Raw genomic sequence first — 13,600 nt, forward strand, 5'->3', positions numbered from 1 at the left:
GGTTAGATTTGGCCTGAGCGGATCTGCTGCTGAATATTCGCCCAACTTATTACGCCGACAATATGTTGGATGTCACCTTGGTATATAAACACTTCGCCTCGACGCTCACGGGATAAAATATCATAGACTTCCATGAGTGTGGCGGTGTCGGGAACCCCTTGGATAGGATGACGGGTTAAGGTACTCACGTCATCGGTGACTTGCAGCTCCAGCTGCAGCATCTGCATATTGCCTTGTTTATCACGGCTCAGAACTGAGCGACCTTCTGCACGCTTGAGCACTTCTAATAATAATGCGTCATCGTGGCCAACGATGACAAATCGTCTGTCCATCAGCGCTCTAACCCCAAGTTTTTGCAGACCTAGTTTGACCGGTGACACTTTGTAATCTAATCCCATTATCTCCATCTGCCGATAGAATATTGATTTTGTCTTTAAGACTTGATGGCTAATCAAAAAAGCGGGGATGACCACAACCATAGAGGGCAAGATTATCGAAGCATTGTTGGTCAGCTCCAGCATACCGACAAGGGCAGCGAGTGGCGCATTGAGGCAAACGCCCATCATGGCGCTCATACCTATGATGGTGTAAAGGCCGATATAAGGGGCTATATCTGGAAACACACTTGCAGCAATAAGTGCTAGTAGGGTGCCGAGTATGGCACCAATACCATAAAGTGGGCCTATGATTCCGCCCGGGACGCCTAATCCTAACGCCGCGATAGTGGCCACAATTTTGCCGACCAACAATCCAAATAGCAGCCAGATTGATGGATGACCACTAATGATGGTCTCGATAGCCAGCTCTCCGCTGCCGAGGGCTTGAGGTAACAGCATGCCGATGATGCAGGTAATGATGCCTGCTAATCCCAAACGATAGATTAATGGCCATTGTTGCCCTGTTTCGGTCACTGCCAATAGTGAGCGATTAAATATAGCTGCGATGACACCGATCGCGATGCCGCATAGCGCCAAGATTGGATATTGTGATAATGGAATGTGTAGTACGCCGATATGGGCGTATTCATGCACATTACCAAAAACCAACTGGCTGGAAAGGGCACCGCATATCGCCGAAATCATAATGGGGAAGAAATAGTGGACCTTGTATTCTCTAAGGATGACTTCAAAGACAAAAATGACTGCGGCTAATGGCGAATTAAAGATGGCAGCTATGCCCGCAGCAATACCACTGGCACACATAATTCGAACACTGTTGTCGGGCAGCTTGAATTTTTCTGCAAGATAGCTGGCACTCACTGCCCCAAGATGAATTGCTGGGCCTTCTTTACCCACAGAGAAATTACCCGCTAGCGCGAACAATGCTTGAAAAAACTGGGCTGGTGCTGAGGGCAGTGGAATTTTGCCATAATGGATTTTCACTCTGTGCATCACATAAGCAATTCCCATGCGTTTATAGCGTGAAGATCCCATTTGTGCCACAAGCCAGATTAAAAATGCACCAAATAGCGGCAGTAATACTCGCCAGTCTTCAATGAAGCCAGTAATATTCAGACTTTGAGTTTGGGTATAATGGGTCATCCATTGCAATAGCAGTTTAAACAGCAAAATCACGCCGGTGGCCACTAAAGCAAATAGCAGTGCGATCAAGCATAACTGACCGCTAATTTTGGCTTGTGACAGTTTGTCCCGGAGTTGATTCCGGACATATTTTGCGCTGTGAATATAAGCTTTTTTAACAAGGTGCTGCGCAGTCACTGTCGACAAATTCCATATTGTAAGTGTGAGACGTTTGACTAAAAAGAGTATAAGGGGCTTTAACTTAATGCCAAATTATCATCGTTGGGCGAGTCGTATGCAAGCCAAAGAGCGAAAAATTCGTCCTTCCAGTGTTTATCTATTGTTACTGGTTATTGTGGCTTTTTCTTTAGGGGCATTAGTGTGGCAAACCTGGTTAGATCACCAAGCGGCTGAGGTTAAGGTCGATAATCGACGTGAACAGCAGCTTAGTGCGCAGCTCAAACAGCAAGCAGAAGTGTTGGCTGCAACAAATTTATCGCTGACTTTAGAGCAAGAAGCCAATAAAAATATGCAGCAAATGTTTGCTCAGCAACACAGTAAGCAACAGGAGCTTGAACGAGAATTGGCGTTCTATCGCAGTATTATGGCGCCGGAGAATATTGCTGAAGGGGTTGCCATCCATGGATTAGAGTTAATTCCGAGTCAATTGGACAATAAATATCGAATCAAGTTAGTACTCACTCAGCTACAAAAGCGCAAGCAATCGATGAAAGGACAGGCAAAACTCACTTTTATCGGCTTGCAACAGGGAGAAGTGGTTAATATTGATTTGTCGACATTGTCTGATGCAAGCTTCGCATTTCAGTTTCGCTATTTTCAGGTGTTAGAAACTGAAGTGGTTTTCCCTGCTGATTTTGAACTCAATCGGGTAGTGGCAAACGTGAATGTGCCTGCAACACGTTGGACCAAACGGGCGCAAACTGAACAAACCTTTGAGCGCGCTGATATCGTGCCGGTTGATTTAGATTCGGTGCAAGTTGATCAGCTTGAAGTTGGCGGTGATGAGCTTGAAAATGATGGGCTTGGTGATAAAACGATACCGGTGACGCAAGCGCCAGACAGTGAATCTCAGCCTGAAGAGGTGGCGCCGCCAAAGCCATAGTGCTTGGCGGGGTTTTAACCGTAATAAGGTTATTTAAGCGAACTTCACTGAGGTTTATTGGCTCATGGAGTTCACAGTTTATTCGATAGCTGCGCATATTACTTGAACAAATTGGTCAGGTATCGGATAATTCCGCTCAGCAAACCGATGTTTAGAGGTAGTAATGACAGAACAAGCTGAAGATACAATGCCAATCAAGTTTACCGATGAAGCGGCTTCAAAGGTTAAAACCTTGCTTGATGAAGAGCAAAATGACGCGCTTAAGTTGCGAGTGTATGTCACTGGTGGAGGCTGCTCTGGTTTTCAGTACGGTTTTACTTTCGATGAAAAAGTCAATGAAGGCGATTTCACGGTAGAAAAGCAAGGGGTACAACTTGTTGTTGACCCTATGAGTCTTCAATATTTAGTTGGCGGTGAAGTGGATTATACTTCGGGCCTTGAAGGTTCACGCTTCTTTGTTAAAAACCCTAATGCGACAACAACCTGTGGTTGTGGAGCGAGCTTTTCAGTTTAATGTTCTACTGCAACAAGGCGAACCACAAATAAAAAAACCAGCTAATGCTGGTTTTTTTGTGGTTGCAGCGATCGTGATGACCGCTATTAGCTCATAATATTCATATTCACTTTGGTGGTGCAATAAGCTTTAACTTTAGGAGTGAATGCTATCCAAACTTGGATGATTGCCAATACAATTAGCACAGAAAACACTAACCAGTCCGGCAGTTTTCCTTGCCACGCGCCTAAATCAAAACTCGAGTCTTTGGCAACAACTAGATTGTCAGGGTCGTAAAGCATCACAGGCAACATACTCACTAATGCTAATTGCAGTGCAGTGTAGATGCGTAACATCAGCAGGCCGGTTTTCTGTTTGCCGGCGACGGCCACAACAATAAACAGGGTTAAGACGCAAAATAGCACGCCTTGATTAGCAATTAAGCCACTAATCGATACTAAGGTTAAAAACAGTAGCAATACGACCAAGCGCTTGGGAATGGCTGCTACTGCTGATTTTGATGCCAACGCCTGGTTATCTTCAGTTGATGAGTTTTGCTGTTTCACAATAACCCCTCGATATTAGTGGCGCTTTTTAGGGGCTAAACGCTGCTCTAATTCATAAGGTGGAATGACCACACCAAGGTCGTCATGTACAGGGAACACGGCGACAAATAGGTCATCATCTTGCATACCTGGTACCCAACGTTCTAGCCATTCTGCGAGTGGAATCGCTAATACGCTGCAATCTTTCCAATCATCGACCGCCCAAGCAGCTGCACTTTCTTCAGTTGGCCACATAGGAATACAGTCTTCCTCTTCTGTGGTTAACATTACGCAGCCATCAAGATCTTGAAGCGTCCACAATACCTCATGGGTTTTGGCTTGCTCGACCAAAAAGTCATAACGGGCTTCAGGGGTCATCTGGCTTGGGTCTTTGGCACTTTTGCTCATGGTGAATACTCATTAAATTGGCGTGATTGCTTGGTGGCAGATAATAACATCAGTATTAAGGCGGACAAAGCGCAAATGGCTATGGCCGCCCTGTATTAAGCCAATTTTGATTTAGCTATTCTTATTCGCGAAGGATTTATATATCAATCCGGCTAATATAGCGCCTGCGATGGGAGCTACCCAGAAAAGCCACAATTGTGCTAACGCCCAGTCACCAACAAATAGTGCCGGCAAGCTTGTCGAGTTAATTGACGACACTCTGTATCCAGTGATGTTGGTCGTGATTGGAGCGAGAAAAGGAAACGCAACGGTTTATCGTATACCTTCAATTTACTCAAATCAGCGAGACCAAGTGAATGAGTCAGCGCTGATATGAGCATAGTCGGTTTTGCGTTAATTGGTATTATTTGGCAATGAAGCTAATAATTTTATTGGCAATTTCAGTATTATCTACGTGGCCATAAAAGTGGTGTTTCCCTGCGCCATAGGCAAACACAGGCACATCAATGCCATCGTGGCCGCTGGTGGTCCAACCGGTGTAAGTGAGCGCATCTATTTTGCGCTTAATCCTGTTCGTCATTAGTCGATGGGCATCTTTTGATTTGCTCGACTCAAGCAGACTTTGCTGCAGCCTAGCTAATGAATCGTCGGCGATGCTTAAGTTGATTTGAGTGTGCCAAACCGCACTAAATTTGCGGTAATCGCTGAGTATTTCGGGGTTGTCGAGTAATTGTTTTGCAAACACTTTCGGTAGCACCGTTACCTTTTTTAGCTGTTGACCTTCCCATTTGTAATCGCCTTTTCGGCCTAGAGTTAGGCCGCCAGTTGAGTGATCTGCGGTTGCAATAAGTAAAGTGTCTGGGTGCTTATCAACAAACGCTTTTACGGCCATTAATGTATGCGCGAAATCATCCATTTCATGCATAGCACAGACAATATCGTTACTGTGGCCACACCAATCGATTTGGCTGGCTTCGACCATCAACATAAAGGGAGCAGTTTGCCTACTAAGTAACTGTAAGGCTTTATCGGTCATTTTTTGTAGGCGACGGGGCTCGTCTGCGCCCAAAGCTGCTGGCATGCCGCTTTTAGCAAATAAGCCGATGGCTGGTAGTTTTGTCAGTGACTCAAGTTGATTGAGCTTATCGATGTATTGGTAACCATTGTCAGTAAATTCACTAATCAAGTTGCGGTCATCGCGAATAAAATACTGAGTACCACCGCCGAGTATTAGCTCGGCTGTACCTAAACCATTGTGCAAATTGTCGGCATAGCTGTCTGCTATTTGATTGTAATTACGTCGACTTTCATTGTGGGCTAAAAAGCTGGCTGGTGTGGCATGGTTAACCTGAGAGGTCGCGACTATCGCGGTGATGTAGCCTGCTTTAGTCGCTTGCTCCATCATGGTTGATATGGGATTGTGCTGGTGGTCGACTGAAATCGCGCCGTTATAGGTTTTGTATCCGGTGGCTAAGGCGGTGGCAGCGGCAGCTGAGTCGGTCACATAGGTATCGTCATCAGGGTAAGTGCTAGATGCCCCCACAAGGAGATGATCAAAGATGGTTTTTTCAACTTTTTTGGTCGAGCTGTCGTCGTTGAAATAGCGATAGGCGCTGGTATATGCCGGCCCCATACCATCGCCAATTAAAAAGATGATATTGCGCGGAGACTCAGCATGTGCCCATAAAGGAGCAAAACTGCTGACGGCCAAAGCCAAAGCGGCTTTTAGACTGATAGATTTCATGGCGCTTCCTTTAATGTAGCGTGCGAATAGTGGATTGTTCAGGCTGCGATGCAGTGTTATCGTTAGCGACAAATTGCAGTAGCCAGTTTTCTTGCTCCCACCACATATGAGATAGTGACTGCTTAGCGGCGTAGCTGTGGCTTTCATAGGGGAGTGTGACGAGTCTCGCCGTCCCTCCTAATCCGCGGATAGCTTTGAATAGACGTTCAGACTGCATTGGGTAGGTGCCTGAGTTGGCGTCCATCTCACCATGAATGAGCAGTAATGGCTCGTCAATTTTGTCGGCGTGGGTAAAGGGAGACATTTGCTGATATAAGTCTGGCGCCTCCCAGTAGTTACGTTTCTCATACTGGAAACCAAATGGTGTGAGCGAGCGATTATAAGCGCCGCTGCGAGCAATTCCTGCACTAAAGAGGTCGGAATGAGCAAGTAGATTGGCAACCATAAAAGCACCGTAGGAGTGCCCGCCTATAGCAATGCGCTGTTTATCGGCAATGCCCATATCAAATAATACATCAACAGCAGCTTGGGCATTCGCCACCAGTTGCTGTCTAAAGCTATCGTTAGGCCGGGCCTTGCCTTCGCCAATAATCGGCATTGCCACTTTGTCAAATACCGCAAAGCCATTGGCTACCATGGCAACAGGGCCTTTAGCGCTGATTTTTTGATATTGATGCTCAGAGAAGTTGACCTGACTTGCCACTGCGGCATCTTTGTACTCTCTTGGGTAAGCCCACATGAGTACCGGAAGTCGTCCTTGGCTTTTTTGATAGCCTTTGGGCAGATAAAGCACGCCGGATAAGGGCGTTCCATCTTGGCGTTGGTAATGAACAAGCTGGCGGGTCACGCCTTGAAATTGTGCCAGTGGTGCTTGCGCCTGGTGCAGCAAGGTTTGCTGTTTATCATCTAGCAGCCAATATTGTTTTGGCGTGTGAGCATCCTCGCGGCTAATGATCATTTTCAATGGTGAGCGGTTGATAAGGTAGACCATTTTTTCTAGCTTATCTGGTTGGCTTTGCCATAACACTTCACTGGCTAATCCATCCATGGAGGTTTGCTTTACAAACGGCTGATAACCTTGGTTTGATGCGCCTAATCCAGCATGAATGAACTTGCTAGATTGGACATTCACTAGTGGCGCAACGGATCGTTTGTTATAGACTAACTTACCAGGGTCGTTGTAGGTATCGCGTTGCGACTTTTGATACCAAACGGTCGCGCCCTTGCTGCCATTATCTTGAAAAAAGCTCACTCTAATCTGTTTCTTTTTACTGTTTTTTTCGGTGATAAATAGGGTGCTCTCCTCGCCCCAAGCCAGCCTACTGATGCGCCAAGGGGTTTTTAACAATGGCTTAGCTTGACCGGTAAAAGGTGCTGTTAGAGTGCGAATTTCGTCACGATACGGGTGTTTGCTATTACCGTCGCCATTATCAAGTGGCGTCACAAAAGCGATGGTATTGGGTTGGTCTTTGCGCCAGTGGATAATGCGTGGCCCGCGTCTCACTGAATCACTGCCACTGGGTCTAAACTCACCGCTTTCTAGCTGACCAAAGGAAATAACCTGCTGTCCTAGGTGATCGAAAAGGCTAACAGTTTGGGCAAAGTCTCGATATTTGACGATGTGAGAAAAGGGGCTATCTATTTGCTTGACCAAAATGTATTGATTATTGGGTGAAACTTGAAAGCTCACGTTGATGGCGGGTTTACCAATTAATGTTTGCTCACCATTAAGTGCAATTTTGGTCAGTTGCGCAGTGGTGATGTCAGCAAAGCGTTGTTCGTCGTATTGGCTCTTGATTAAATCTTGATAAGTTCTTCGTGGCGCCTTTTGACCTTGGGTTTGGCTGATGTTCGGTGAGATCTGTAATCTAGATTTAGCGGGTTGACTTGAGTGGATAGCAAGGTTGGTGATGATGGCTTGGCTATCGTATTGCCATTGGTAGTAAAACCCTAAGGATGCGTTCAATCTCGCTGTTGATAACTTGGATTTTGCATGGCTTTTAACATGATATAGCTCAATATAAGCGGCTTGTTGATTATTGATGATATAGCTTAAGTATTGGCTATCGGGTGAGAATTTTACGGCGTGGATACTTGTGCCTTGCGGCGCTTCGATAACCTGACGCGTCTTGTCGACAAGATTAATAATTTCGAGTTGTTTGTATTGATATTTACTGCGCGATGGCGTTAATGATTCGGGGTTAATTCTAAGTCCTGCCAATTTGAGTTCAGGACGTGCTAATTGGCTGATGTCGACATGGGAAATCGGCGTTAGTACCACCATATATTGATTATCTGCTGATAATCGGGTGGTGACTGCTTTGGGCTGATTGATGACTTGTTCAATAGCACCACTTGGGTGCTGGTATTCGCTACTCATGACTTGAAGACTGCAAAACCAGATCAGGGCAGTGAACAAGGTAAATAATTGCTGCATGACTTTCTCCTGACAGAGAGTGCGATGGACAAAAATAGGCGCCCCTAAGGGCGCCAAGGGAAGGGCTGCGCTAGCAGTTAGAACTTCTGTGAGTAGCCAACAAAGACACTGCGACCTTTGGCTGAATAGCTACTGTTGTAGTCTTCATAAAATGGCCAGTCATTGTGCTTATCATTGCGAACATCAAACAATGGTGGCATTTCATCGGTTAGGTTTCTCACACCAGCGGTGAACTTACCTTTCCATGGGGCTGAGTAACTTAGCGTTAGGTTAATGGTTTGATACGGGTCCAGGGTATCCGTTTCCATTGATTCAACATCGTCACCGTTGGCATCCGTGTACTCAAATAGGTCAACGCCTTTTGCTTCGCCAGTGTAGTAGTAAGCGATAGTGGCGCGGAAATCTTGATAGCTCCAGCTTAAACTGGCATTACCTTTCCATTTCGGGAAATAATCGGTTTCAGTTTGCTCTTCAACTTCACCGCCTTCTTGCTCAAGATACTCCTTTTTAATCAGGTATGACGCTGCTAGCTTAAGCTTAAAGTCACCCGCTGCTGTTTCAGGGAAGCTGTAGTTGAAGCTGGCATCGATACCTTCAGACGCTTCATAAGCACTGTTGATTGGGCCTTTACGCATACAAGCGATATTTTCGATGCCGTCATCGTCGAACTCATTGAGGTAGCCGACTTCCGCCATCTCGGTACAGTCGTTGTATTGGCCTGTTTTATTATATTTAGGATCGTTAATCACATCATAGCTTGAGATGGTTTTTACTGCGCCTTCTAACTCGATGTTCCACCAATCAATGGTTAAGTCCGCATTGTCAGTAACGTTAGCGACTAAACCGACGTTCCAGAACTCACCTTTTTCTTCTTCAAGGTTAAGGTTTCCTGAGTTATACGACACATAGTCATCTTCATAAATATCGTTTGGATCGTTAGGGTGTGGCACATCAATGCTGCTATAACCGCGGGTTTGACCAGCGTATAGACGGTGCATATCTGGTGCTCGGAAACTGCGTCCCCAGTTAGCGCGAACCATGACTTCATCGATTGGACGGTAGCTTAGACCGACTTGTGGTGTAGTGGCGCCGCCAACATCGGAGTCATCTAGGTAATGGTCATAACGCAGAGCTGCAGACAACTCTAGAGATTTGATGCCTGGCATATTGCTGAGTAGTGGCCATTGAATTTCACCGGCAATAGCGACTCTGTCACGATCACCTTCACCGCCAGTGCCGCCCATGCCAATATATCCGCCGCTCATGGTGATTTCATCTAGGGTATCTTCGTAGCTTTCACGAGCCCATTCCGCTGTGGTTGCAAAACCAACTGTACCCGCTGAGACTTCCATTAAGTCGCCAGAGAAAACAGCTTGTAACTGATGCATACTTGAGTCGGACTCTTTGGTTGAATCACCCATCAGGTAATCGGCTTGTTGCGCTGTTAATGCCTGATGTGGATACCATTTCTCATCACCACCCATTTCAGGGTTCATGGTTACGATATCAAGTAGATGAGCGCCATTGACCATATGGTGGTTTTGTTTCTCATACAGGGCATAACCGCTAGACCATGAGATATCTAATTCGTAGTCACCAATGGTTCCGTTAGCACCAAAAGCAAGTGATGCTTTGGTGTTTTGGGTGTCATAGGTACGAGGTCCAGGAAACTCTTCCATACGACGGGCAAGGTAGTAACGGTTATAGTCTTCAAATTCGTACCTGTCGTAACTGTATGCGCCGGTTACTTCATCTTCATAAAGGTAAGTGCCAAAGCCTTTTTCATCTTTATATTTTGTGCTTTCTTTATATGAAGCGTTGAGCATGGCGTACAGCTGCCAGTCATCATTTAAATCATAGGTGGTATTGACCACCAAATTGAGTCGGTCGTAAGCAGATTGCAGGCCGCGGTCGGCGTATTTATCGTAGTAGCAACCATATTTGTAATCTGGGCGATAGATGCCCTTTTCACCGAAAAGGTCGGTACATTCTTGTTGGCTTAAATTGGCATATTTGTCGTCATGATAAATCTTGCTGTAATCGGTAATTCTTGAAGACCAGCTTGAAGGCGCTGCATCACCAAATGGGCCAGCGCCCCAAGTAAGCTCGCCGTCGCTATTTTCATAATAAGCAGGGTTGTAGAGACTATCGCGGTCAGAGGTTTTGATCTCTTCAACTTTGCGGTATTCAAGCATGACCAAGGTTTGGCTGTTTTCGGTGTTAAAGCCTTGAAGGTAAGATAGGTCTAGTTGCTCGCCACCACCTTGGGTTGTATCCGAGTATTTGGCTTCAACTTTGGCGCCTTCATATTGTTTCTTAAGAATAATATTGACTACACCACCCACGGCATCAGATCCGTAAATAGCCGATGCACCACCGGTTAATATTTCAATACGTTCAACTGCGGCGGTTGGAATATCAGAGACGTCAACAAAGTTAGACGTACCACCGGCAGCTGATGGAAACGCTGCTTGGCGACGGCCATTGACCAATACTAAGGTACGGTTTGCGCCCATACCACGTAAGTTGACTGAGCTAGCGCTATCAGTATATCCATCGCTTTCACCATTGAGTGAACCACCGGTATTAGCAACAGAAGATTGAAGTACTTCAGTAATGGAGCTAAGGCCACTAGTAGCAATATCATCAGCAGTAATTACCGTAACTGGTGCCACACCTTCGAAGTCAGCACGCTTAATACGCGAACCCGTGACTTCAATCTTTTCCATTTTCTTTTCAGCGTTAGGTTGTTCTGCGGCTTGCACATTGGCAGAGCTTATTGAAGCAAGCGTGATGGCAACGGTAAGCGCAGATAATTTCATTGTTGGTCTCATCTCGATACAGTCCTTAGTTTTTATAGTTAATGCCCTGTTTTGTTCCCTAAATCGTGTTTGGGTTACAGGGACTAGTGGCTTGCTCAGCGGGGATGAATGTGGACTCTCCCTGCGAATGTCGCCAAGTTGTTGCTGGATTAAATTTGTAACCACTTTGTTATTTGTGGGCAATTGGGGTGGGGTCGTTTATAGGTTGTTTATTTATCTATTAAACATCTATTGTTATTTTTTACAGTCACTTAAAAGTCTTTTTATGCTCTTTTGTATGCTTGTGAAAAATAGGTTAAGCCCGTATTATTCAGTCAGTGTTAATGCTACTGTTCGGCGATTGGCTTTGGGGGATGGCGAAAATGAAGATATCTAAACATGCCGCTTTTGATTTACTTGACTGTAAAGTATCGCCAACGGATAACTGTTTGTATTTTGCAGACCCTCAATCTGGTATTGAGCAAAGTGTGTCGTTGCAACCTAAGTTCATTGAAGTGCTCAGTTATCTTGCGCGCCACTTTCCTCGGGTAGTGACCCGCGAGGAACTCATCGAGGAAATATGGGAAGGCAACCATTATGTTGGCTCTAAAGCGCTAACTAATGCAGTTTGGCATTTACGTCAGCATATTAAATCGGTAACAGGGCAAGAGAGTGCCATTGAAACCGTAAGAAAAACCGGTTATCGCTTGTTGATCACCCCTGAGTTTGATGCTGCGGATTTAGTTGATGAACCCGATTTATTGGAAAAGGCTGAACTTAAGATAGCGCGGCTAAATCAGTTTAATCGCCAAGTTATTGCCACCTTCGGTACCGTACTGGTGTTGGTGCTGGGGTTTGTATTAACTCACCTTTACTTAGACAGCATCAGATACATACCGCAGTTACAAACTCGGCTTACGTCAGATGCCGGACCTGAGCTTTATCCAGTGGTTTCACCCGATGGACGCTGGCTGGTGTATGGGGCACGTGGCGTTGATGGCTATGCAAGCTTGTATTTAAAAGATCTGCAGACGCCTAGTGATACTCCTAAGCAGCTAACATCAAGCAGCAGTAAAGAGATTCGAGCGGTGTGGAGCCCAGATGGCAGCGCTCTGTATTTTGCCTCCGAAATACGCGCTAATAAGCAGTGTTTTATCACTAAGCTAGTCCTTGATAGCAACCAAACCACCAGTCTTGCCCCCTGTAATACCTACAGTACCGGGCTTGATATTTCACCGGATGGTAAATTTGTTGTTTTTGTTTCTTCAGAGCAGCAAGTGCCAGCTTCAGGCCTGTATCAAATCGATTTAACTGCACAGGCACCCAAGGCAGAAAGGATCTCTTGCGGCACCGATTGTAGCTATCGCGATAGAGATTTAGCGTTTAGCCCTGATGGACGCTGGTTAGCTATCGCAAGGCGGTTTGGCAATATCTCTGAGGATCTATTCATTAGAGATTGGGCCACAGGTGCCGAGCAACGACTAACCCGAGGATTTGAAGATATGCGCGGGTTAAGTTGGCACAGTGATAGCAAGCGTTTGGTGTTTAGTAGTGAAAACTCCGGTGTGCGTAATGGCTTTATAGTGACAATTGCCAGTAAGAAAGTAGAGCCATTGCACGTTGAAGGGTTAAGTTACCCACGTTTTGTGCCACTCAGTAATGACATTGTTTACGCCAATTACATGCGTGATTTTCGTCTAAGTAAATTGGAATTGTCGCAAACCATTGCCACAGCACCGTTTCCTTTGTTACGGGTGGAATATAGTTATCGAAACCCGAGTTACTCGTCTGCTACCAAGCGTTTGGTGTATGTCTCTAACGAAACTGGGTTTAATGAAATCTGGTCATCCAACATTCACGGTGAAGAGCGCAAACAACATACAGCGTTAAAACGCCGCGTGGCGTATCCAAGTTGGTCCCATGATGGCAAGAAAATCGCCTTTCTCGCGCCTGATGATAAAAGTGAAGGTAATAAGATCCATGTGCTTGATGTTGCCTCTGGCAGTATTACGATTCTAGCTACGGCTTATCTCGACCATCAGCGCCCCAGTTGGGGCTGGGACGACAGTTTCATTGTTGCTAATACCTATGATGGTATTACTCAATTTTACTTGGACAATCGCTTACCAACGGTGATTAGTCAAGTTGGCATGCGTTTAGGTAAGATGGTTGATGGCAATACTTTACTGTTTTCTAGGGCCGATAAGCTTGGCTTATGGTCGATGGATATTAGTAAACCTCTACTGCTAAATGAGCTGATTAGTGGTGAGCAGTTTTATGAGCGCTACAATTGGGACGTGTCGGATAAAGGCGTGTATTTTCGCCAAAATGGTGCAGATCATCAATTGATTGCATTTTGGCGATTCAGTACCGAGCTGGTAACTCCCATACTAAAGTTACCCCCATCGAGTTTGCCTAGGCACGGTGCGATAAGCTATGTGCCAGACTCCCATAGCGTGTTGCTAACGGAGTCTGAAAATTACAAGCGTGATGTGATTCGACTTCAGCACCGCCTGTTACAATAGCGGT

At 45.6% G+C, this 13,600-nt stretch carries 9 protein-coding genes and 1 pseudogene; 3 read left to right on the forward strand and 7 right to left on the reverse strand.

The features are described from left to right. Nucleotides 1-2: 2 nt before the first annotated feature. Nucleotides 3-1,718: a chloride channel protein gene (locus tag ACHUFW_RS00665; protein WP_394200010.1), complete on the reverse strand. Its 1,716-nt coding sequence runs from the start codon at nucleotides 1,716-1,718 to the stop codon at nucleotides 3-5. 67 nt (nucleotides 1,719-1,785) lie between these two features. On the opposite strand from ACHUFW_RS00665, the gene ACHUFW_RS00670 reads away from it, so the two are divergent. Next, nucleotides 1,786-2,643 (forward strand): DUF6776 family protein, encoded by an 858-nt coding sequence (locus ACHUFW_RS00670; protein WP_394200012.1) that lies wholly within the window; start codon nucleotides 1,786-1,788, stop codon nucleotides 2,641-2,643. Nucleotides 2,644-2,806: 163 nt separating this feature from the next. Further along, nucleotides 2,807-3,157 carry an iron-sulfur cluster insertion protein ErpA gene (gene erpA / locus ACHUFW_RS00675; protein WP_028774044.1) on the forward strand — a complete coding sequence of 117 codons (351 nt, stop codon included), beginning with the start codon at nucleotides 2,807-2,809 and terminating at the stop codon, nucleotides 3,155-3,157. Nucleotides 3,158-3,243: 86 nt separating this feature from the next. Here the strand turns inward: erpA and ACHUFW_RS00680 are convergent, their stop codons facing one another. The 6 genes and pseudogenes from ACHUFW_RS00680 to ACHUFW_RS00705 all read right to left on the reverse strand — a co-directional run bounded on the left by ACHUFW_RS00680 (nucleotide 3,244) and on the right by ACHUFW_RS00705 (nucleotide 11,104). Continuing rightward, on the reverse strand, nucleotides 3,244-3,702 hold the full coding sequence (locus ACHUFW_RS00680) for a hypothetical protein (protein ID WP_394200014.1): 459 nt from the start codon (nucleotides 3,700-3,702) through the stop codon (nucleotides 3,244-3,246). 15 nt (nucleotides 3,703-3,717) lie between these two features. Beyond that, nucleotides 3,718-4,089 carry a DUF2750 domain-containing protein gene (locus ACHUFW_RS00685; protein WP_394200016.1) on the reverse strand — a complete coding sequence of 124 codons (372 nt, stop codon included), beginning with the start codon at nucleotides 4,087-4,089 and terminating at the stop codon, nucleotides 3,718-3,720. Between the two features lie 111 nt (nucleotides 4,090-4,200). Beyond that, nucleotides 4,201-4,332, reverse strand: a pseudogene (locus ACHUFW_RS00690) (aquaporin); the annotation flags it as partial. A gap of 160 nt (nucleotides 4,333-4,492) precedes the next feature. Continuing rightward, entirely contained in the window at nucleotides 4,493-5,833 is a 1,341-nt protein-coding gene (locus tag ACHUFW_RS00695) for an alkaline phosphatase (protein WP_394200018.1), read from the reverse strand. A gap of 10 nt (nucleotides 5,834-5,843) precedes the next feature. Next, the gene (locus ACHUFW_RS00700) at nucleotides 5,844-8,270 is read right to left on the reverse strand and encodes an alpha/beta hydrolase family protein (protein WP_394200020.1); all 2,427 of its coding nucleotides are present in this window, start codon (nucleotides 8,268-8,270) and stop codon (nucleotides 5,844-5,846) included. A 77-nt stretch (nucleotides 8,271-8,347) separates the two neighbouring features. After that, nucleotides 8,348-11,104 (reverse strand): TonB-dependent receptor plug domain-containing protein, encoded by a 2,757-nt coding sequence (locus ACHUFW_RS00705; RefSeq protein WP_394200022.1) that lies wholly within the window; start codon nucleotides 11,102-11,104, stop codon nucleotides 8,348-8,350. A gap of 350 nt (nucleotides 11,105-11,454) precedes the next feature. On the opposite strand from ACHUFW_RS00705, the gene ACHUFW_RS00710 reads away from it, so the two are divergent. Beyond that, on the forward strand, nucleotides 11,455-13,596 hold the full coding sequence (locus ACHUFW_RS00710; protein WP_394200024.1) for a winged helix-turn-helix domain-containing protein: 2,142 nt from the start codon (nucleotides 11,455-11,457) through the stop codon (nucleotides 13,594-13,596). Nucleotides 13,597-13,600: the final 4 nt, after the last annotated feature.

The sequence above is a fragment of the Shewanella waksmanii genome, assembly GCF_043643685.1.
Lineage (GTDB): Bacteria > Pseudomonadota > Gammaproteobacteria > Enterobacterales > Shewanellaceae > Shewanella > Shewanella waksmanii_A.

What these genes read in the sequence shown, in the direction of transcription:
- ACHUFW_RS00670 (WP_394200012.1), top strand. Translation starts at nt 1,786, where the DNA reads ATGCCAAATTATCATCGTTGGGCGAGTCGTATGCAAGCCAAAGAGCGA.
- erpA (WP_028774044.1), top strand. Translation starts at nt 2,807, where the DNA reads ATGACAGAACAAGCTGAAGATACAATGCCAATCAAGTTTACCGATGAA.
- ACHUFW_RS00685 (WP_394200016.1), bottom strand. Translation starts at nt 4,089, where the DNA reads ATGAGCAAAAGTGCCAAAGACCCAAGCCAGATGACCCCTGAAGCCCGT.
- ACHUFW_RS00695 (WP_394200018.1), bottom strand. Translation starts at nt 5,833, where the DNA reads ATGAAATCTATCAGTCTAAAAGCCGCTTTGGCTTTGGCCGTCAGCAGT.
- ACHUFW_RS00700 (WP_394200020.1), bottom strand. Translation starts at nt 8,270, where the DNA reads ATGCAGCAATTATTTACCTTGTTCACTGCCCTGATCTGGTTTTGCAGT.
- ACHUFW_RS00705 (WP_394200022.1), bottom strand. Translation starts at nt 11,104, where the DNA reads ATGAGACCAACAATGAAATTATCTGCGCTTACCGTTGCCATCACGCTT.
- ACHUFW_RS00710 (WP_394200024.1), top strand. Translation starts at nt 11,455, where the DNA reads ATGAAGATATCTAAACATGCCGCTTTTGATTTACTTGACTGTAAAGTA.